20 protein-coding genes, 1 tRNA gene and 1 pseudogene are annotated in these 20,994 nt (G+C 46.0%); 14 read left to right on the forward strand and 8 right to left on the reverse strand.

The window, feature by feature from the left end; genetic code table 11:
- Positions 1 to 163: 163 nt before the first annotated feature.
- Together QUA90_RS03705 and QUA90_RS03710 are read left to right on the forward strand one after the other, a co-directional pair.
- A complete protein-coding gene (locus tag QUA90_RS03705) occupies positions 164 to 1,210 on the forward strand; it encodes a M42 family peptidase (RefSeq protein ID WP_333443889.1) in 1,047 nt (348 codons plus the stop codon).
- Between the two features lie 87 nt (positions 1,211 to 1,297).
- Positions 1,298 to 1,370: transfer RNA gene (locus tag QUA90_RS03710), tRNA-Glu, on the forward strand.
- A gap of 113 nt (positions 1,371 to 1,483) precedes the next feature.
- Here the strand turns inward: QUA90_RS03710 and QUA90_RS03715 are convergent.
- Complete coding sequence (locus tag QUA90_RS03715) at positions 1,484 to 1,975, reverse strand: helix-turn-helix domain-containing protein (RefSeq protein WP_333443891.1); 492 nt, start codon at positions 1,973 to 1,975, stop codon at positions 1,484 to 1,486.
- Between the two features lie 251 nt (positions 1,976 to 2,226).
- Between QUA90_RS03715 and QUA90_RS03720 the strand changes: the two genes are divergently transcribed.
- From QUA90_RS03720 to QUA90_RS03735, 4 genes are all read left to right on the forward strand, one after another.
- Entirely contained in the window at positions 2,227 to 3,129 is a 903-nt protein-coding gene (locus tag QUA90_RS03720; protein ID WP_333443893.1) for a hypothetical protein, read from the forward strand.
- Positions 3,130 to 3,223: 94 nt separating this feature from the next.
- Positions 3,224 to 4,660 carry a tetratricopeptide repeat protein gene (locus QUA90_RS03725; protein WP_333443895.1) on the forward strand — a complete coding sequence of 479 codons (1,437 nt, stop codon included), beginning with the start codon at positions 3,224 to 3,226 and terminating at the stop codon, positions 4,658 to 4,660.
- Positions 4,661 to 4,704: 44 nt separating this feature from the next.
- Complete coding sequence (locus QUA90_RS03730) at positions 4,705 to 5,109, forward strand: hypothetical protein (protein WP_333443897.1); 405 nt, start codon at positions 4,705 to 4,707, stop codon at positions 5,107 to 5,109.
- A 64-nt stretch (positions 5,110 to 5,173) separates the two neighbouring features.
- Positions 5,174 to 5,470 carry a hypothetical protein gene (locus tag QUA90_RS03735; RefSeq protein WP_333443899.1) on the forward strand — a complete coding sequence of 99 codons (297 nt, stop codon included), beginning with the start codon at positions 5,174 to 5,176 and terminating at the stop codon, positions 5,468 to 5,470.
- A 235-nt stretch (positions 5,471 to 5,705) separates the two neighbouring features.
- Here the strand turns inward: QUA90_RS03735 and QUA90_RS03740 are convergent, their stop codons facing one another.
- From QUA90_RS03740 to QUA90_RS03765, 6 genes are all read right to left on the reverse strand, one after another.
- Positions 5,706 to 6,854: a beta-glucosidase gene (locus QUA90_RS03740; RefSeq protein ID WP_333443901.1), complete on the reverse strand. Its 1,149-nt coding sequence runs from the start codon at positions 6,852 to 6,854 to the stop codon at positions 5,706 to 5,708.
- A 144-nt stretch (positions 6,855 to 6,998) separates the two neighbouring features.
- Positions 6,999 to 8,882: a glycoside hydrolase family 2 TIM barrel-domain containing protein gene (locus tag QUA90_RS03745; protein ID WP_333322969.1), complete on the reverse strand. Its 1,884-nt coding sequence runs from the start codon at positions 8,880 to 8,882 to the stop codon at positions 6,999 to 7,001.
- 208 nt (positions 8,883 to 9,090) lie between these two features.
- Positions 9,091 to 9,447, reverse strand: coding sequence for an STAS domain-containing protein (locus QUA90_RS03750; protein ID WP_333322967.1), 357 nt, complete (start codon positions 9,445 to 9,447; stop codon positions 9,091 to 9,093).
- Between the two features lie 104 nt (positions 9,448 to 9,551).
- Positions 9,552 to 10,799, reverse strand: a complete 1,248-nt coding sequence (gene glf / locus QUA90_RS03755; protein ID WP_333443903.1) for a UDP-galactopyranose mutase — start codon at positions 10,797 to 10,799, stop codon at positions 9,552 to 9,554.
- Between the two features lie 129 nt (positions 10,800 to 10,928).
- Positions 10,929 to 12,230, reverse strand: a complete 1,302-nt coding sequence (locus tag QUA90_RS03760; protein WP_333443905.1) for a glycosyltransferase family 1 protein — start codon at positions 12,228 to 12,230, stop codon at positions 10,929 to 10,931.
- An 836-nt stretch (positions 12,231 to 13,066) separates the two neighbouring features.
- Positions 13,067 to 14,104, reverse strand: coding sequence for an aldo/keto reductase (locus QUA90_RS03765; protein ID WP_333443907.1), 1,038 nt, complete (start codon positions 14,102 to 14,104; stop codon positions 13,067 to 13,069).
- Between the two features lie 422 nt (positions 14,105 to 14,526).
- On the opposite strand from QUA90_RS03765, the gene QUA90_RS03770 reads away from it, so the two are divergent.
- The 7 genes and pseudogenes from QUA90_RS03770 (at position 14,527) to dtd (ending at position 19,170) form a co-directional block, all read left to right on the forward strand.
- The gene (locus QUA90_RS03770) at positions 14,527 to 14,928 is read left to right on the forward strand and encodes a fasciclin domain-containing protein (protein ID WP_333067889.1); all 402 of its coding nucleotides are present in this window, start codon (positions 14,527 to 14,529) and stop codon (positions 14,926 to 14,928) included.
- Positions 14,929 to 14,965: 37 nt separating this feature from the next.
- Positions 14,966 to 15,202 (forward strand): hypothetical protein, encoded by a 237-nt coding sequence (locus QUA90_RS03775; RefSeq protein WP_333443909.1) that lies wholly within the window; start codon positions 14,966 to 14,968, stop codon positions 15,200 to 15,202.
- Positions 15,203 to 15,373: 171 nt separating this feature from the next.
- Positions 15,374 to 15,533 (forward strand): annotated as a pseudogene (locus QUA90_RS03780) (GTP-binding protein); the annotation flags it as partial.
- Positions 15,534 to 15,619: 86 nt separating this feature from the next.
- Positions 15,620 to 15,847, forward strand: coding sequence for a hypothetical protein (locus tag QUA90_RS03785; RefSeq protein WP_333385040.1), 228 nt, complete (start codon positions 15,620 to 15,622; stop codon positions 15,845 to 15,847).
- A 133-nt stretch (positions 15,848 to 15,980) separates the two neighbouring features.
- On the forward strand, positions 15,981 to 17,144 hold the full coding sequence (locus QUA90_RS03790) for a glycosyltransferase (RefSeq protein WP_333385043.1): 1,164 nt from the start codon (positions 15,981 to 15,983) through the stop codon (positions 17,142 to 17,144).
- Between the two features lie 124 nt (positions 17,145 to 17,268).
- Positions 17,269 to 18,408, forward strand: a complete 1,140-nt coding sequence (locus QUA90_RS03795; protein WP_333323039.1) for a GTP-binding protein — start codon at positions 17,269 to 17,271, stop codon at positions 18,406 to 18,408.
- 306 nt (positions 18,409 to 18,714) lie between these two features.
- Positions 18,715 to 19,170 carry a D-aminoacyl-tRNA deacylase gene (gene dtd / locus QUA90_RS03800; RefSeq protein ID WP_333385046.1) on the forward strand — a complete coding sequence of 152 codons (456 nt, stop codon included), beginning with the start codon at positions 18,715 to 18,717 and terminating at the stop codon, positions 19,168 to 19,170.
- Positions 19,171 to 19,362: 192 nt separating this feature from the next.
- Here dtd and QUA90_RS03805 read toward each other — a convergent pair whose 3' ends face one another.
- Positions 19,363 to 19,647: a hypothetical protein gene (locus QUA90_RS03805; protein WP_333385049.1), complete on the reverse strand. Its 285-nt coding sequence runs from the start codon at positions 19,645 to 19,647 to the stop codon at positions 19,363 to 19,365.
- 43 nt (positions 19,648 to 19,690) lie between these two features.
- On the opposite strand from QUA90_RS03805, the gene QUA90_RS03810 reads away from it, so the two are divergent.
- Complete coding sequence (locus QUA90_RS03810) at positions 19,691 to 20,929, forward strand: HetZ-related protein (protein ID WP_333385052.1); 1,239 nt, start codon at positions 19,691 to 19,693, stop codon at positions 20,927 to 20,929.
- Positions 20,930 to 20,994: the final 65 nt, after the last annotated feature.

Here is a 20,994-nt window from a genome sequence, read left to right on the forward strand (position 1 = left end):
TCCAATTGCTTCATTCCTACGCTCCTCAAAAAGCTCAGCAGGAAGATGTTTCTTTCAAGTGGGAAAATGCCTGAATTGAAACTAAGTGTACCGCCGGGAAATAGTGGGTAAATGTGATTTAATATATGTCGTCAAAATTCGCTCCTAAAAACTAAAATAAAAAATGTTAGAGTTCGATCGCCTGTTCCAAACAATCGAAGAATTAGTAATGCTGCACTCACCCAGCGGTGCGGAGTCGGAAATTAACCAGCGGTTGATGGAAAAATTCGCCGCCCTAGGAGTGAATGCTTGGATCGATCGCGCGGACAATGCGATCGCCCTAATTAAGGGCCGCAATCCCGAAAAGTCGATCGCCATTACCGCCCACAAAGACGAAATTGGCGCCCTAGTTAAAACAATAGGCGAGAGTGGCAGGGTGGAAGTCCGCAGATTGGGCGGCGCGTTTCCTTGGGTTTACGGCGAAGGCGTGGTGGATTTGCTCGGAGACAAGCAAACAATTAGTGGCATTCTCAGCTTCGGTTCCCGCCATGTTTCTCACGAATCTCCTCAGAAAGCTCAGCAGGAAGATGTTTCTTTAAAGTGGGAAAATGCCTGGATCGAAACTAAGTGTTCCGCCGAGGAATTAGCCGAGGCCGGAATTCGACCGGGCACGCGGATGGTGGTGGGAAAGCACCGCAAGCGCCCGCTACGGTTGAAGGATTGGATCGGGAGCTACACTCTGGACAACAAGGCTTCAGTGGCGATTTTGCTGGCTCTGGCGGAATGTTTGAAAGAGCCTGCAGTAAATGTTTATTTGGTAGCGTCGGCGAAGGAGGAGGTTGGGGCGATCGGAGCTTTGTATTTCACCCAGCGCCAGCCGTTGGACGCGCTGATCGCTTTGGAAATTTGCCCTCTGGCGCCGGAATACCCGATTCGTGACAGCGAAAACCCGGTTTTGCTGGTTCAGGACGGCTACGGAGTCTACGATGAAGGATTGAACGCCCAATTGCGCGCAGCAGCCACAGCAGCCGATGTAGAGGTGCAGTTGGCGGTAATTAGCGGTTTTGGAAGCGATGCTTCGATCGCCATGAAGTTCGGCCACGTAGCCCGCGCCGCTTGTTTGGCTTTCCCCACCCAGAACACCCACGGCTTTGAAATTGCTCATCTCGGGGCGATCGGCAATTGCGCCGCCATCCTCAAAGCCTACTGTGACGAGCTTTCGGACGACTAGAAAAAAAAGTTTCGCAAAGTAGTTGACAGATTGGGAAAGATTAGTTAAGGTAATAAAGGTGCGGAACACAAGCAAACGCAACGACGCGCCCCCATCGTCTAGAGGCCTAGGACACATCCCTTTCACGGATGCGACGGGGATTCGAATTCCCCTGGGGGTATTGAAAATTTAAGTCTGATATCAAAGTGATATCTAGTATGTGGGGTGGGCATTTTGCCCGCCCTTATTGCTATTCGGTTTAACATTAAGCTGATGCGTGCGATCGCACTTTCGTTAGTTTGCACCATTGCCATTGATATCGAAGTTTTCTATAATGGGAATTTCTGAAGGTGAGGATGCGACTATTCGCAGGTTGATATCAACTATGATTTGATTTTTATCAACAACTACATTGGCTTTTTTTATTAAGAATTTTATTGGTAAACAATCACCTGATTCAGGTTCGGGAGACGGCTGAGTTTTATATCCTGCGTCCTCCAGCCATTCACAAATCTTCCTCCAGTTTTCTACCTTTTCATCGGCTTTACCTACAAGATTTTTTACATACTGGTATAAAGTATTACAGAAATCAACGGCAATTCCCTTGGGGTTTTTACTGAGCGTTTCGGCAATTTCGGCGGGACTGTAGCCGCAGAGTAGACCCCTTAGATGTTGTTTCTCTGTGGGCGTGAGCCGCTTTCCCTTGGCGGATGCTAGGTCTGTGTAAAGAGTTTCTAAGTCCCAGTCGCGGGCAGCTTCGGAGAAGCGATCGTTAGAGGATGCCATTGCAGGGGATAGGTTTTTGGATTTTTTATAATCAAAGTCTAACACGATTCCTAATGCTTATTAGTTTCTTTGTTAAAGGTAGTTAGATTAGGATCAGGGAAAGCAGGATCGTGATTAATTTTACACAGGAAATTCGCGCAAGGCTCACTTTTTGCGAGGTAGCGTTTTCTGCTCTACAGAGTTATCAAGCCAAAGTCTCTAAAAAAACCTCTGTTTTTAAGATGTCGAGAAATCAGACTTAGGAGTATTTTATGCCTTCATTCTATCCAGGTCAGAAAGCTAATGAACTTGCTCAGGAAGCTCAAAAGCGATTCGAGCGTGCGGTTGAAGATTTGAAAAGAGAAGAAGCAGCCACAAACAGATTAGCCGAAGAGTACGGTCAACTGCAACTGAATGTCATAAGAAGCACAATTAAGCGCTTTGTTACCTTCCTTGAAAATACTGGTCGGAAGGCTTCAGAAAGTGAAAAGCGGCTTTTAGAAGGGATGGATTTTTCTGTTCAGCAGATGAAGGAGTACAAAGCTGCGGCGGTAGGAGCAGAACAATATTTTATGGCTGGCGTTAAATCTGCTGGAGCAGCCGCAGCAGGTTACGGCGGTGCTATTGGTGCTGTTACTTCACTAGGAGCTGCAAGCACCGGAACCGCTATCTCAACTCTCAGTGGAGCGGCTGCTTGGAATGCAACTTTAGCATGGTTTGGCGGTGGAGCGGTGGCGGCTGGTGGCGGTGGTATGGCTGTTGGTGCTTTTGTGCTAGGCGGTATCACGCTTTTACCAGCTTTGGCGATTGGCGGCTTTTTTGCTGCTAGTGAAGGCGAGAAAGCGATGACAAAGGCGCGAGAGCATGAAGCTCAAGTCAATAAGGCGATCGCAGACATGAAACTTGCTAAGGACTTTGCCAAACAGGTAAGACAGCGGATAACTGAGTTGAGAGGAGTGTTTGAATCCATGAACACTCGTGCTGTTGAAGGTTTGAGTAAACTAGAATCTCAGCCTTTTGATGCTAAGAGGGATGCTGAGAAGTTCCAACAGGTAGGACTTCTGATGAAGGGACTTGTAGAAATGTTGAAAACCCCTGTTTTAAACAATGACGGTAAGCTTAATCTCGGTACTGTGAAGGTTTTGGAGAAATATCGGATTTTACCAGGGAAATAGAAATCACGATCGAAGTAGTCTCAAGACTTACGCAGAAAATCTATTTGTAGGGTGGGCATTTCCCACCTTACTGCTTAAAAATAAGGAGGTTGCAATGAATCCGTGGGAAATTTTAGGAAATGTTGGTGATTTACATCAGATATGTAGTGAGGCAAAAGAAAATCAAGCGGGTGCATTTGTAGGAGGAGGTGCAGCACTTGCGGCTGGTGTAACTTTGGGTGCGGCTGCTCTAGGGCCTCTGGCTATTCCTTTAATCATGGCTGGCGGTGTAATGGCTGGTGCCACAGCAGAATCTACAGTTAAGAATGTAGGCAAAGGCGTAGCAATGGCTGGTGCCAAAGCAGAATCTACAGTTAAGAATGTAGGCAAAGGCGTATCTAAGGGAATTACAGGATTTTTTGATTTCTTCAAAAGCGATGAAGACTTTTTTAACCGAGGAATAGAAAAGCTTGAAAGTGGAGATTACGGGGCCGCTCTTGAAGATTTTACGAAAGCGATCGAACTCAATTCTCAAAATGTTTATGCCTACTTTGTGCGCGGCTGTATTCTCGATGAACAGCACAATTATGCAGGAGCAATTTCAGATTACACTAAAACTATCCAGCTCGATCCTAGCTATGTAGATGCTTACCGCAATCGAGGTAACATTTACGTCGCTAAAAATGATTATAACAAGGCAATTGCCGACTACACCCAAGTCATCAAACTCGCTCCCGGCAATGGGGATATCTACTTAATACGAGGAAGTGCCTACAGCGAACTAAAAAATTACAAAGAAGCCATTGCTGACTTCACTCAAGTTATCACTATCGATCCCAGTAATGTGAATGCCTACTACTGTCGTGGTTTAGCATATACTGAACTAGAGGATTATGAGAGTGCTATTGCTGATTATACTCAAGTTATCAAACTTGACCCTAACTGTGTCGATGCCTACTTCACGCGGGGCTGTTTACTTGTTGAGTTAGAACATTACAAAAAAGCCATTGCTGACTTCACTCAAGTTATCAAAACTAAACCTAATGATGCTAACCTTTATTTTCAGCGGGGTTATGCTCGCGGAAAAGTAAAAAATTATAAAGGAGCTATTGCCGATTTCACTCAGGTTATAAAGCTTAGCCCTAATGAAGCAGTTAATTATTTGTATCGCGGTCATGCACACGTAGCAAACAAGGATTATGATAGTGCAATAGCTGACTACAATCAAGTCATCAAGAGAGAACCAAACTGTACAGATGCTTATTTTCACCGGGGAGGTGTCCGCCATGAAAAGGGAGACAAGCGGGGAGCTCTTGCCGACTACAATCAGGCCATCAAAATAGAGCCAGACAATGCTTATGCCTACGTTAAAAGGGGTTCTATACGCAGAGAAAAGGCAAAAAGAGAGGAAGCCGTAGCAGATTTTCAGAAAGCTATCAGCCTCTTTCGCCAAAAATCCATGATGGATGAAGTCCGAAATCTTCAAAAAGAAGTCCGCCATCTTCAGAAGGAAATTAAGAATACTCCTTGGTGGCAGACGCGGGTGTTTTAGGATTCTGTTCTGTTGAAATATCGAATTTTCCCAGGCAAATAGAAATGAGAGCTAAAAAAGTTCCTGTAAAAATCTTTAATCCAGGCTCTGCTGCTGAGTGCTTCCGCGATGTTGTTGAAGCTTACACCGAATACAAAATAGTTGCCGAGCAAGAACAGACTAAACGGCGTGGTATAGAAGCTTGGGAAAAAGCAACAATTGCCGACATTCAAGCAAAACGAGATGCTTTGATCGAGTATCTTGAAGGCTCGTTTGATGAGCGTGCTAAGAACTTTTACTTTCTGTTTAAAAAGGTTGATGAAGCAATAGCAATGGGTGATAATAACCAGTTAGCTTTAGCCATGACTTCAATTACCGAAATAGCTAAGTCTAGTCCGTTCAAAGACCTTGCTAATTTGACATCTGTCAGAACCGCCCTTGACGATCCAGATCATGAATGGGAGTTTTAATCTGCCCTATCATTCTCAAAAACTCAATTGATTTCATTTTGTCAAGAAAAGGAGATTGTAGAATATGACAATTACATCTATACTCAAACAACTCGAAGGCTGGAGTCGTGAAGATATGATAGCTAAACTACAGGCTACCCGCCATGAACTTCAAAGTGAACAACTGAAAAAAATTGTACCAAATAATGACCTTAACAGGCAAATTTTAACAATAAACAGAATTTTAGGTGCTATTGAAATGGGTGTTCGCGGTTCTTTGACTAAATCAGAACTTCAAGAACTTCGTCCAGTTCTTCAACACTTTGTGGAAAATGGAGAGTTTTCTCAATCTAAGTTTAGTTCACTTTACCAAAGAGGATAAAATTAAAGATTGTGCATCGCCCTACAGATGTCTGTTCGTAAGTCCTAACTCAGAAGCGATCGCCCCTCATTCCTCCCAGGAAATAGAAGATCGCTCTCCCCTTTATATCTAATCCCAAATCCGGCTTAAAAACCCCTCAATCTCTTAGTCCGCGAAGGCGGACTTCGTTTGTATAGAAGCGATTTCAATCGCCGATTGAAATCGCCTATTTTTAAATCGCCGATCGCCCCGATTGTTATTTGTTCAACTTCAACAACGGTTCAATCTGCTGCCTTTGAAACTGCAATTCATCCGCCAAAGGCTGGTAAATTTCTCGATCGCCCGATTCATTGCAATAATCCCACAAACCATTGTAACAGTGCCTGTCGTCGTCCCAACCCGGATGATTGACAATCGGATACAAGCAGATTCCCTCTATCGGAACTCCTGCTTTCATCGCCCCCATTACCTCAGTGCACACATAATTAAACCAGACAGGTCTAAAATCGTCTTCAGTACCTGTTTCTGCGATGAATAAGGGGCGGCGGTAGCGCTCAAACACTTCTTGCAGCATTTCACGAAACGGGCGGTACAGCGGATCGGTGTATTTCATCGGGTCTTCATTGTGAATCCACTGATTGCGATCGTAATAATTCACCCCAATAATATCGAGATATTTTTCCTTGCCGCCAAGTTCCGGGCGAAAACGTCCAGCCAACATATCCCAAGCTTGATATTGAGATAAGCGATAACCTTCCGCTGCGTCCCGATCCTCCGGTTTGTCAGGATCGGCAATAATGTTAATTGTGGGATCGATTTGAACGATGCGAGTGCGGGGATTGACTTCCCAAACTGACTCTATCGCTGCGATCGCAGCTTTGACTAACTGGATTTTTAGCCCGTCTCCGCGCCCTTTTGCAAACGGATTGATGTAGGCAACATCGCCGCCGGCCCAAGCAATAAATGAAATTTCATTAACAGGTGTCACGAAAGGTGTTTGGTCTGTTTCCTCAGTTAGCACTTCCATAAAAGCGCGCACCATGTTTGCAAACCTGGACACAAATTCGGGACTGAAAATATCAATATCGTCTGGCCAGCCGTAGTGAAACAAATCCCAAATTACCTGCATTTTCATGTCGCGGGCGGCCCGGATAATTGGCAGGGAACTGGAAAAATCGTATTTTCCGGGTGTCTGTTCAATTAAGTGCCAGCGGAGGCCTTCGCGGACTGTATAAATGCCTTGTTCCTGCAAGCGTTGGTAGTCGGCTGCTGCAAATTTATCGTGACCGGTGGCGGCTGTGACATCGAGGCGTTTTCCAGATTGCACTCTGTGGGTGGAACATTCAAATCCGCCCATGAAAAAACTTTGAAACATCAATCGAATGGGTAATGGGTCATTGGGCATTGGGCATTAGGCATTGGGCATTAGGCATTGGGCATTGGGCATTAGGAATTTAGAAATTGGTAATTGTTAGCAATTAACTAATAACTAATAACTAATAACTAATAACCGATCCCCCATGCCCCATGCCCCATGCCCCATGCCCGATTAGCACTGAGTAATAGCTTGCGGCTGTGAACTTTCTTCGGGAATATCCCAGCCGAGAGTTGCCGCAGCCATCGTCTCTAGGGGAAATTTGGGAGTGCGATCGGCATACAGCAAACCGTTAGCTTCTTGGTAAGTATCGGTCAACTGCGTGTAACAAAATCCACTGAACATTTCCACTTGGTTTACCACCTTCAGCAGCGCGGTGTAGCGCCTTTGCAGTTCCTTCGTGTCCCATGCGCGCACGTAGCCCCAAACCCTGTAAAAATCCGGGTTTTCGTGGCCGGCGCAGGCGATGCCACCGAATTCTGTCAGCATCATCGGCTGTCCTTGGTGCGGGTGGCCGTCGAGGGTGAGGATACGCCCGCCCGGACGCCCGCGATCGAACAAATCGGCTAGCTGGACTTCGGGCCCGTAGCGCTTGGCTAGGGTTTGCGGGTTGTTGTCGTAGTCGTGAATCGCCAAGATGTCGGTATCGATGCTTTCCCAGCCGTCGTTACCGATGACAGGGCGAGTCGGATCGAGGGTTTTTGTCAAGAAATACAGCGCTTGCACGTAGTTGCGGTGGGCTGCCGCTTCGACTAAATTGGGAACTCCCCAAGATTCGTTGAACGGCACCCAGACTACGATACAGGGGTGGCTGGCGTCGCGGTCGATGACTTCCGTCCACTCTCGCGTCAGCCGTTGCACGGCTTTGGGAGTGAAGCGGTAGGCGCTGGGCATTTCTTCCCAAACTAGGAGCCCCAGCACGTCAGCCCAGTACAAAAATCGGGGGTCTTCGATTTTTTGGTGCTTACGGACGCCGTTGAAACCCATTGCTTTGACTAATTCGACATCGTGGCGCAAAGCTTCGTCGGAAGGGGCAGTCATCATGGTGTCGGGCCAGTAACCTTGGTCGAGCACCAGTCGCAAATAGTAGGGTCTGCCGTTGAGCATGAAGCGATCGCGCTGGATGCTGACCGTCCGCATCGCGGTATAAGATTTTACCTCGTCGAGTAGTTTGCCGTCGGCCCACAACTGTACTTGAGCGTTAATTAGCGTCGGCTTTTCGGGACTCCACAGCAATTCGTTGCGGTAGTCGTCGATACCAGGGTCTGAGAGGGCGATGCGGCGGTGGATTTCGCCGTTGATGACTTCGTAGGTGTCGTTGACTAGCAGCAAACAGCCGATCGACAGTTTAACTTTAATCTGGATTCCGGACTGGCGATCGCCCGCGACAAACGCTTCAAAACCGATTTCCCAGCGTTCAAACTGCGGAGTCCAGCGGATGCGCTCGATATAAGTGTGAGGCACCAATTCTACCCAGACTGTCTGCCAAATCCCGGTCGTGCGCGGATACCAAATACTGTGCGGCTCTATTTGCCAGTCTTGCTTGCCGCGCGGTTTCTCCAAATCTTGCGGGTCGTCTTGGGCCCAGACTGTCACCCGCTGCGGCCCGTTGAGGTTCACAATTGCTGTAATGTCTGCGGTGAAAGGAGTGTGTCCGCCTTCGTGTTCTATGACAAACTGACCGTTCACCCAGACGCGGGCGCGGTAGTCTACGGCCCCAAAGTGGAGGAGAACTCTGCCTTCTGTGTGGGGTACGTCAAATTCGCGTTCATACCAGCAGTTGGCGTGAAAATTTGTGTCGCCGATCCCACTTTTTGCGGATTCTGGAGCAAACGGCACTTCTATAGTGTGAGTCCACTCAGAAATATCGATCGGCTGCACGCAGTGGCCCGCGTCATCGTAAGCAAACTTCCACTGACCATTGAGACAAATCCAGTTGCTCCGGCGCAGTTGGGGGCGCGGATAACCTGTTTTCCGTCCTTGAACAGTCACCTTACTATCAAGAGTTGCAGACTCTTCTATTTCACAATTTTCTAGTTCTCTACCTAACCAACTCATCGGCACATCTACCCAAAGTTATATTTATAGGTTAGCTACAATTACCACCACTTTGACAAGTTTTTTGCTGATTAATTTGCAAAAGTTCTGCCCATTAAAACAGCCTCATCTGAAGGCTCTCTTGTGCTGAAGTCATTAGTCAAAAGAAAAAAGAATAAACCAGGAAGATTTTTCCTATGCGCCACTCTCCCCCTCTCCCCCTCTTCCTCTAGCTAGCAAGACTTTGCAAACCTCCTAACGGTTCAGTTGGGTCACTTTTGAGATAAAAGTCTTCTGCAAACGGCAAACACTGAAATATTTGCTGTAGTCCCGTGAGTTCAAAGAGAATTCTAACTTGTTCGCTCATGGCAGAGATCAAAAGTATACATTCGCTGTCTCTCACTAATTTCACGATCGCCACTACAGCCATTAACTCGGAATTTTTCAGGAAATTTATTTTTGAGAAATCCAGCATCAGAATTTTGCCACCGCTTTCAATGAGGCGCTGTATTTCTTTCTGAAACTGAGCAAATTGAGAAACTTCCAAAACCTCATGAGACAAAACAATTTTAACTAGAACGTTCATTTTTACCTCAAAGCTTGTTTGAATTATTAAATAACTTTTGATAAAAACCTAGTAAGGTGCTCAATCAGCACCTTACCTTTTTACCAGGAACTCGCAACTTCCAGCTACTTGCTAACAGATTTGCCGTTGCCGTTGCCATTGCTGTTGCCCTGGTTGACAGCAGCGGCTTCTAGAGAAGCTGCGGCTGGGCGATGGGAAACTCCATTGGATGAGCTTACATTAGAGGCAGAAGCGTTAACATTTTCTACCAATTCAATCACCGGCTTGGTAGTAATTTGTTTGTAAGTTGTCAGAGCTTGAGCGACCACTTGATCCATGTTATAATACCTGTAAGTCGCCAGCCTTCCCACGAAAGATACTCCCGGAGTAGCATCAGCCAAAGCCTTATATTTCTTGTAAATTTCGGCATTTTCTGGACGCGGAACTGGGTAGTAAGGGTCTCCCTCAGCTTGGGGATATTCGTAGACAATGCTAGTTTTTAGATGCTCTTGTCCGGTGAGGTATTTAAACTCGGTGCAGCGAGTATATAAATGCTCGTTGGGGTAATTTACCACCGGTGCTTCTTGGTGTACGGCTACGTTCAGTGTTTCGTGCTTGAATTCCAAGGAACGGTAAGGAAGTTTGCCGTAGCAATAATTGAAATAGGAATCGACTGGCCCGGTGTAAATCATTTCTCCGTAAGGGATAAAACCCTCAATCTCCCGGTAGTCGGTATTCAGCATCACCTTGATGTTTGGGTGAGAAAGCATCTTTTCAAACATCCGAGTGTAGCCGTGCAGGGGCATTGCTTGATAGGTATCGGTGAAATAGCGATCGTCCCGGTTAGTGCGAGTGGGTACGCGCGCAATCACTGAGTTGTCGAGTTCTGACGGGTCCATGCCCCACTGTTTGCGGGTGTAGTTGCGGAAGAATTTCTCGTAAAGTTCGCGACCGACTTTGCTGACAACGACATCTTCGGAAGTGCGAATGTAATCTTTTGGTTCTGCTACTTTTGCGAAGAAATCTTCGACTTCAAATGAGGTGAGATTCAGTCCGTAAAGTTTGTTTACGGTGTTGAGATTGATCGGAATTGGCAGCAGTTGACCGTCAACACTGGCGAGGACTCGGTGTTCGTAAGGCCGCCACTCGGTGAAGCGCGAAAGATACTCGAAAACAGGGCGCGAGTTGGTGTGAAAAATGTGGGGGCCGTATTTGTGTACGAGGATACCATGATTGTCGTAGTGATCGTATGCGTTGCCGCCGATGTGGTTGCGGGTATCAATTATCAGGACTGTTTTTCCAGCCTCATTTGCTAGTCTTTCGGCAATGACGCTACCTGCAAATCCGGCTCCGACGATTAAATAGTCAAACATTGAAACACCTCTGATTGTGGGTAAGGGTAAGGGTAAGGAATAATTGGTAATTGGACATACAGCGAGGAGTGTTGAGTGTTAATTTTTGAATCCGTAAAGTGTAACTCTTTCACTTCAACCTCAACATTCCTAACTTAAAACTTTCATCCGGTCTTCGGCTTTCTGCCGTTTCTCGTCGATCGCACTTTCGATCAACCCCAGCATTTCGCCCCAGGTATTGTCCCAAGAATTGTCTGCTAAAAAGGCGTCTACTTCGCTCAGCCACTTGGTGCGAACGTCCGAACTTTCGCTGAGGATTTCTTCGGCACAAGCAACGAATTCTTCAGAATTGCTAGCAATCCGAACCAAGCCGTTTTCTCCGTAGGGCCGCACCACGTCGCGGATAGCAGTAGAAATCACCGGTTTGCCGGCAGCGAGGTATTCTGGAGTTTTCGTGGGACTAATAAACTTAGTCGATTCGTTGATCGCAAAAGGCAGCATGGCGATATCCCATCCGCCAAGATACGCTGGCAGTTCTTGATAAGATTTGCCGCCGAGATAGTGGATATTTGGGTGAGTTGGCAGAGTTGTCGGATCGATTTTCGCCACCGGGCCAATGATGACTAAATGCCAGTCCGGCCTTGCTTGTGCCATCTCCCCCAGCAGTTCGATATCCATGCGTTCGTCTATAACGCCATAAAATCCCAAACGCGGGTGAGGAATGTCTTTTTGATCTGCCGGTTCTTGTGAAAGATTCCTGGCTGTCGCAAAGTGTTCTTTTTCGATGCTGCTGGGGAAGGCGTGAATGTTTGGGTGCTGGTGCTGTTTAGCTTCGTAAAGGTTGTGTCCCCCGGTAAATACTACGCTAGCGCGCTTTAATAAGTGGTTTTCATTGGCTTTTAAGTCCGGGTGCGCGCCTTGGAATGCTGACAGTTCATCCATGCAGTCGTAGACTACAGCTAGCGGCTTTAAGTGGCTTGTGAAACTGACAGCCATTGGTGTGTAATACCAGAGGATGTACTGGCTAATTTCTGCCGCTCGAAACAAATCATCTAGCATGGCTTGCTGAGCAGTTTGTGCTGTTGCTTCGCTGGTTCCTTCACTCAGGTGCGGTACTATTACCCAGACTCCGCTTTCGTGGATGCTCACATCAAGCCACCAATCTGTAGCCACGCTAAACACAGGTTCTTCTACAAAGAATACGCGACGAGTTTTGGCACAGCGACTCAAGAGATGTTGCGGACGTTGATAGACAAAATTCCAGCGCAAATGGGACAGGCAAACTAAATCTGGTGCATCTAAAGCCTCAGTTTTTGATAAGTTGGCGCGCAATGCGGGCGACGCAGCGAATTGAGATGGCGATTTGGCTGGATCTATAGAGGTAAATCGGATCTCCCATGCTCGCTCTTTATTGCTATAATTATTGTTTACTGAGTTTTCTGGGGGCGACATATTAGCCTCTGGAATTTGTCAATGAAAATTTGTCCGTTAAAATTGGTCAATAGGATATATTTCTCAGCAGGGTCTTACTGAAAGTCGCAAGCATAAATCTGAGAACTTTTATTGACGAGCAAGCGGCGCATTCAGTGAGCCAAACAAAGAAACTGTTTAGCTGCGGTAAGAACAGGCTTATCTGCTTTTTTCAGAATTGAAACTTAGAGATAAGTTAATATGGTTTGACTTGCTATTGTTGTTAAATGTAACCCAGTTTTTTTGCCCTAACTTCTATCTGAAGGATGACTTTTCTCTCAGGAGACACCTAGCTTGCACGCTGGGTTCAAAAGCCGTTAAGATGCCGATCGACCTTGTAAAATGACTTTTAACTGGCAGGTACGGGGTGAAAAAAGAGCGAGTTTTATTGCTTTATTTGAAGATGAGAGAAAATTTGCCATCAAGTTTATGTTGCTTTTTGATTTGACAAACCTTGCTTTTTTTTAACTCATCCGATCGCTAATTTAGAAAATTTGTATCCTAATATACAGAAGATTGACCGACATTTCTGACTTCCGATAGATTAACAATTGACAGTTTATAGAGTGGGGTTAAACTCACCGAAGAACACCTGTCTCAACAATACCCAAGAAACCAGGCAACCGCAACGATAAACCTAAGATTTTGCGCGAGTCTGCGGCAAGAAACCCAGGTGATGACATCTGCGCTGTGGGCGTCAGTTTAACCTCGCGCCCCCAGCACAAATGTCAATCATCCCTCTCAGGGCGGCTTCGCCGATATCTGCAATCAAACGCCAAATATCCACGTAAACCCGCGACTAGAAAATAGCAGCCACTTTACAGTCGGCGGCTGTCAATTTTGGCGATTCCTCCTCCAAAGGCAAAATCTTGCACCGTCGAACTCTTTAAGAAATCGTGAGGGAAACCCAATTCAATTGCACTTACTTTGTCTAACTGCTGCATTTGTTCGGGGGTTAATTCAAACTCCAAACAAGCGAGATTTTCCTGAAGTTGCGAGAGTTTGCGGGAACCCACAATCGGAATAACTTCGACTGGCTGTTGGATCAGCCAATTTAGGGCTACTTGAGAAGCAGGTTTGCCAATTTCGGCTGCTATTTTGCTAACTTCGTCAGCAATTTTGAGGTCTCGTTCGTTAATTTTTCCCGATTCAGGTGAATTCAGCCGTTTAGCTTCGCTGGCGGTTTTTGAAGTGTTGTATTTTCCTGTCAGCAAACCTGCTGCTAGCGGACTCCAAGCTGTGACGCCAATATCAAAGGCTTTTGCCATAGGGATCAAGTCCCGTTCAGGAGTTCGCTCTTTTAAAGAATACTCGATTTGCAAGCCGATAAATGGTGTCCAACCGCGCAGATGGGCGATCGTATTTGCTTGAGAAATAATCCAAGCCGGCGTATCGGAAATGCCGATATAAAGAATTTTGCCGGCGCGCACCAAATCGTCAAAAGCGCGCATCACTTCTTCAACGGGTGTGGTAAAATCCCAAGCGTGCAGCCACAGCAAATCTATGTATTCAACTTGCAATCGCTTCAAACTTGCCTCTACTGCTTGTACCATATTTTTGCGGTGGTTGCCGAAACCGTTGATTTCGCCATTCTTCATGTTGAGGCTATACTTAGTGGCAACTACCCATTTTTCGCGATCGGCTGCGATGAACTCACCGACATATTTTTCGCTAGTACCGTTGGTGTAGAGATTCGCGGTATCAATGAAATTGCCGCCCGCTTCTGCAAAGGCGTCGAACATTTTCCGGCTTTCGTCGTAGGAGCTCCCCCAACCCCACTCTTCCCCAAAAGTCATGGTTCCGAGGCAGATTTCCGAAACGCGAAGTCCGCTGTGACCTAGTAGTTTGTATCTCATGTCACCCTTCCGCTAGTTAGTGGTTGTTAACAGTTTAGATCGGGATTTCCCAAACTGTTGCCATAAGTCGGGGTGGCGGGCTTTTGTAATTTGTTAGCGCTGCGCTGAAGGTTGAATGTTTTGCCACGTTAATCAAAATGTTGTAGCAGGGGCGAGACAGCATCGCCCTTGCGTTTAGTTTAAAAAGCGCGCAGGGGCGATCGTCTTACTAATGTATTTAGGATTACATTGCTAAATAAAAATACACTAAAATTTAAAAATAAATATCTACCTTTAGATAGGTATTTTATGAAAGAAGTTAAATAAAAAATTGTTATCTTAAATATCAGAAAACCAGACAGAACTAAAGAAAAAATTAATGTAGCTAAATTAACTTTTTAGCGTTATAGTGATTTATAGATTACAAAAACTAGGTGACTCACTTGGCTGATATCGTTGATACCGCCGTTTCGGCTGGATCTTTTACAACCCTAGTTGCTGCTGTCAAAGCTGCTGGTTTAGTAGATACTCTCAAAGGCGCTGGCCCCTTCACAGTTTTTGCGCCTACTGACGAAGCTTTTGCTAAGCTTCCCGCAGGTACTGTAGAAGCACTGCTTAAGGACATTCCTAAGCTCACAAAAATCTTGACTTATCATGTCGTTTCTGGCAAAGTTATGGCCGCTGATGTGGTCAAGCTGAAATCTGCCAAGACAGTGGAAGGTTCAGAAGTGAAAATTGATGCTTCCAATGGCGTCAAAATCAATGATTCTACCGTTACAACAGCCGATGTTGCTGCTGATAATGGTGTCATCCACATTATTGATTCAGTCTTGCTTCCTGCGTAAGCACAGATTTAGATAGCGCAATACTATCTTGAGGGCGGTGGCTGTTGTTAGCCACCGCCCTGTTTTCGTTGATAGTGGAAAGTTAAATATTTTACGCAGCTCGATAATTAAAACTATTATAGAGCAGCGGGCATTGGGCGATCGCACTCAGCTTGAGTCTGCCCCCAATTTGTCCCTGCTGGAGTTAGTGGCAAAAACTGCGACAGGTACTCTGGACAAATTTTTATCAAAAAAATCACAAAGTGCGATCGACCGCGTTAGCAATTGCCGATAATTAGCGGCCCACTTATTTTGCACTCGCGGGCTGATTGCCGGTTGATGCGTAGATACCATGCTACCAAACCCAACATTTCTCCGAGAAACTGGGTTTACCAGGCCTTGTCCTAATTAAGATACAATAAGAGCCACAAAGAAAGTGCGATCGACATTATTTGACATTCAAGCTATGCAATCTACAACTCAGTCCGAAACAGAACTGGCGATGGACGCTCCCAAACACGGATTGCCCGTTACAATTATTACAGGATTTCTCGGTATTGATTAATGCAGTTTACAGTGTTTTAGAACGCCTAGAAAATATCGACTATCTAGTAGTCGAAACAACCATATTCGCCCCAGCCGGCGGCATTCCCGACGATTTCGCTCACCCAGACTTTGCACTGCCCGTAAAAAGTAAGTAGAAAGTAAATTTATGTCGGTGGAAAGAGCAAAAAAAACTATTTATTTTAGCTCGCCACTGGGAACATTTGACCAGTTGATGCAGGCAGTTATCGCCCAACCTGCACTTACAGCCAAAGCTAGAATTGCATACCCCCGTTTTCTAGCTAAAAACTGTCCTTGGAAACACGCCATAGACCAGTTGCTAGATGTCATATTACCCGAAAACACGAGCTATAAAATTGAGAAATCCACTTTGTAATCAATAATTTTGTAACCAAATAACCCTTTTTGTTAAGGGTAACGGGTAATAGGTAATTGGGCATTGGTAAGGGGTAATCGGTGATGGGCGAGCGGTAACAAACCAAAACTAACAACTAACAACTAACAAATAAATGCGTATAATTGTTGAAGGCTGGCGCTTTTTGCCGCACTCCTACGCGATAACCAATCAATTTCAGCTACTAGAAATGCTGAAATATCCCAATTTAGAACTTTTCCACAAAGATATCCCCTATCTCGACGAAAATTGGCAGCCAGCAATCGGTTTGTTAGATGCAACTGCTGAAGCAGCAATAAAAAATATTCCCCACCCTTCCGCGTCTATAAAAGCAGACGCTACCTTACGGATCTCAGTACCTTACAATTTTGCACCCTCAAATACAAAACGGACGTGCTTGTTTGCCACAACAGAATGGGGAATTCTGCACAACGAAAACTTTAGAATAACGGGCGCAGCTTCCCTCCGCGAAGGACACAGCAACTCCGATATAATTATTATTACGCCTTCCCAGTGGTCGAAAACCGGATTTATCCGCAGCGGTGCGAATCCCGCTCGCACAATTGTCATACCCTGCGGCATCGATCCAAATATTTACAAACCTTTAACAAAATCGGAACGCGAAGCTTTGCGGAAACAGCTAGGATGGGACGGATTTGTCTTTTTGAATATCGGTGCAGGATCTCCCAATAAAGGCATCGATTTATTGTTAAAAGCTTTCGCAGTTGTAGTTGAAAGTTATCCCGAAGCCAGATTAGTATTGAAAGGAGAAGAATCAATATATGAGTCGGATTCTCTAATCGCTCAAAACCTAGACGAACTGACTTTTGACGAAGCAGAAAAAGTTTTGCCGCGCATGGCTTACATAGGAGAAACACTGCCTTTTGCAAAAATGGCTCAACTTTATCAAGCCGCCGATGCCTACGTATCTCTTTATTTAGCAGAAGGCTTCAATTTGCCCGCACTAGAAGCAATCGCTTGTGGCTTGCCGCTTATCTGCACTAAAGGCGGCCCGACGGATGATTTTACAACTCCTGATTTTGCTTTGCACGTCGAAAGTACGTTTCAAGAAGGTACTTCTAACGGTCAGCCGATATTTCGCATGATGCCAGATTTAGAACATTCGATCGCCTTAATGAAAAATATTATAGAACAGCCGGACTTGTGCGATCGCTCTCGCGAAGCAGGCCCCAAATTTGTAGCGGCTGGGTTTACCTGGAAACACGTTGCAGAACAACTCCTAGAGGTACTTTTGCCAACAATTCCAGCGGTCAATTAAAAAAGTGCGATCGCATAGTTGGCAATTTTAGATAATTAGCGCTTGTAACGCGCTGTTCGGAATTAATATAAGATACAATAAGAACCACAAGTTTAAGCTTCCGACATTATTTGACATTCAAGCTATGCAATCTACAACTCAGTCCGAGACAGAACTGGCGATGGACGCTCCCAAACACGGATTGCCCGTTACAATTATTACAGGATTTCTCGGCAGTGGCAAAACAACCCTGCTCAACCACATCCTGACCAACCAGCAGGGTTTGAAAACAGCAGTTTTGGTCAATGAATTTGGCGAAATCGGCATCGACAACGAACTGATTGTCACCACCGACGACAACATGGTTGAGCTGAACAACGGCTGCATCTGCTGCACAATTAATGAAGATTTAGTTAATGCAGTTTACAAAGTTCTGGAACGTCAAGAAAATCTTGATTATCTAGTAGTCGAAACAACCGGACTCGCCGACCCGCTGCCAGTAGCGATGACTTTTTTAGGCACAGAACTGCGCGACCTGACTCGTCTCGATTCGATAGTTACAGTAGTAGACGCAGCCAACTACAGCTTAGATTTGTTCAACTCTCAAGCAGCGTACAGTCAAATAGCTTATGGCGATATAATTATCCTCAACAAAACAGATTTGGTAGAAGAAGCAGATTTAGATTTGTTGGAAGTTAAGATTCGGGATGTCAAAGAAGGTGCTCGAATTCTGCGAACTGTAAAATCGCAAGTTCCCCTACCGCTAGTCCTCAGCGTCGGATTGTTTGAATCGGACAAATATTTCCAATCTGAAGAAACTCCTAGCAGTCACGACCATCACGACCATCACGACCACGAACATCACGACCATCACAACCACGAACATCACGACCATCACGACCACGGCCATCACGACCACGGCCATCACGACCACAGCCATCACGACCACTCCGACCATTTAGAAAATGACGGATTTACCTCAATTTCTTTCCAAAGTGACAAGCCGTTTTCTCTGAGAAAATTTCAATATTTCTTAGACAAACAACTGCCAACAAATGTGTTTCGCGCGAAAGGAATTATGTGGTTTGAAGAAAGCCCTAAACGGCATATTTTTCACTTGAGCGGGAAGCGATTTTCGATGGATGACGACGAGTGGAAAGGCGATCGCAAAAACCAGCTTGTTCTCATTGGTCAGGGTTTGGATACCGAGACTTTGCGATCGCAACTCGAAAACTGTCTTTGTATGCCTTCAACCAATCGCGGCAAAGGTTTTGGGAAAAACTAAAGGTTGAAAATTAAACAGAACAGACGTGCGCTGGCTAGAAACCAGGTTTTTTCATCGAGACTTCGCGGTTAAAACTTATATCTTGCACCACTCTCAATTAGCCTTTTAGGAACAGGCAAGATGCCTGTTCCACAAGAAAATATACTCTTTGTGGAACAGGCATCTTGCCTGTTCTTGAGTATGGTGCAAGATATAAGTTAAAACCAAGATTTATCCGAGAAACCTATTTTTTTTTCATAATTCCTATTAAAAAGGTAAGTTGACCTTTTGATTTTTAGTTTTAAATTTAAGCATTTCTAATTTCCCATGCGAGTCATCATCCAGCGAGTCAAATCATCTCAAGTCGAAATTGACGGTCAAATTGTCGGCAAAATTGGCTGCGGACTTAACTTGCTTGTAGGTATTGCAGACACCGACACCGAAGCAGAACTCGATTGGATGGCTCGGAAATGCCTGGAATTGCGTTTGTTTCCCGATCCGGCCGGGGATACCGGGCGCTGGGACAAGTCAGTACAAGACATCGGCGGCGAGTTGCTGGTTGTCAGTCAATTTACGCTCTACGGGGACTGTCGCAAAGGTCGGCGACCTTCTTTTGACCGAGCCGCAGCTCCTGAACGAGCCGAAATTTTTTATGAGAAATTTGTCCAAAAGTTGCGCCAAAGCGGCTTAAAAGTCGAAACAGGCGTTTTTGGAGCGATGATGCAAGTCTCGATCGAGAATGACGGGCCGGTGACTTTGGTATTAGAGAGAGAATCGGGGTGAGTTGTTGGCAAACAAAGCTCTCTGTGCTTCTTTCTTATTCCTTCTTCCTTCTTGAATAAGATCAAATTTTCAGATTAACCGGGTTTCCTAACTGCTGTTGCGTAGCTTCAGAAGACATTGCAGTTAGCTACACTCTGCCAAGTCTCGATTCCACAATCTCTAACGCCCAAAACCGCCTCAAATAGCCAGTTATTAGATTGTCCACTCAGCAGCCTGGCAGCAACCTCCATTTTCCTTGCGATCGCCCCACCCCAATAACAGCTCAGAATGCTTGTACAGTAAGGCTTTAACGGCAATAAAACCAATCTTCCACAGCCAGCGCTTAGAATCAGATTCAGCAGCCAAAAACTGTTGCATGAGAGAGTGGAACACTGGCATAACTACGGTTATCTCTACTTCCGTAACATTCAATGTATAGAGAGTTGAATCAGCACAGCAAGCGAAACCGCCAGCAACTGCCGCCTCACTCTCTGACAAATGTCCTCGCACACCCGCTGTGTCCTACCACCCGATAAACGCCATGACTGTCAAAGCTGCCACCAACACCGTCAACTGCAACACCGCTTCTGACCTCAACAGCATTCCGGCTGCATCCAGCGAACAAATCGCCGAAATCAATTCTCTTCCAAGCATCGATATCCTCGCTTTGGCTAACTTCGCCCTCAAAGAATTGCAAGCGGAAATGAAAACTGCCAGCCGCAGCGCTCAAGCAGTGGCGATGCGGATTGCTAAGGAAGTCGAACGGATTTGCCAAAAAAGCGATCGCATCCAAATTTCCGGCGAAGTTGAAGCTTGGCAAATCACCTTGGCGGAGCACCGGTTGCAAAAAACCCTGCAATACTACCGCCTCGGTTCCAAACAAGGCCGCGTCGAACTGCATTCTCACCTCGCGGCGATGATTTACCGCCATGTTGCTTCTTTCCGATCGAACTTGAACTTCCAAGCTCGCTACAACATGATTGAAGACTTTTTGCAAGGCTTTTACATCGAATCTCTCCGAGCTTTCCGCCGCGAACACCAACTCGATGTCACCTACCAGCCCCGCACGCAGCTAGAATTGGCTGAGTACATGGCTTTCACCGAACACTACGCCAAGCGCCAAATCGGCTTACCCGGCCGCAACCGCCAGCGCCTGATCGTGTTGCGCGCTCAAGGATTTGCCAAGGGTCAGCCTCCCGAAACTGCGATCGACATTGAAATGGCTGTAGAATCCGGCAAGGGAGAAGATGCAGAAATTTACAGCCGCTCTCCGGCGCTGCAACAAGTGCGCGAGCAAATGGTATCGGAAACTGTCGATCCTGCTGATGCTGTGCTGCGCGATCGAGTAGTCTCGGAATTAATCGCCTATCTGGAATCGCAAAATCAGCCAGAATGCGTGAATTACTTAACTTTAAAATTGCAAGACCTTTCGGCTTCGGAAATTGACCGCGCGCTCGGTTTGTCTTCCCGCCAGCGCGACTACTTGCAACAACGTTTCAAGTATCACGTCGAAAAATTTGCCCGCACTCAAAATTGGAAACTCGTCCACGAATGGCTGGGTGCTGATGTCGATCAAAAGCTGGGAATGACTTCGGACAAATGGGAAGCATTTCGCGCTCAACTTGCGCCCGAAATGCAGCAACTGTTAGAAATGAAGCGGAATCAAGAAAGCGACAAGGCGATCGCCACCGCGCTCAAATGCACTCCCAAACAAGTCCAAAAACGCTGGGCGCAAGTGTTGGAGCTGGCTAGCCAGACTCGCAACAGCAACCAAGCTTAAGTGGTACTCAAATATGAATGCAACTGTTTTCTTGAGACTGGAAAATGCGATCGGGTGCGGCACCT

It is taken from the genome of Microcoleus sp. D3_18_C4, assembly GCF_036702355.1.
GTDB lineage: Bacteria > Cyanobacteriota > Cyanobacteriia > Cyanobacteriales > Microcoleaceae > Microcoleus.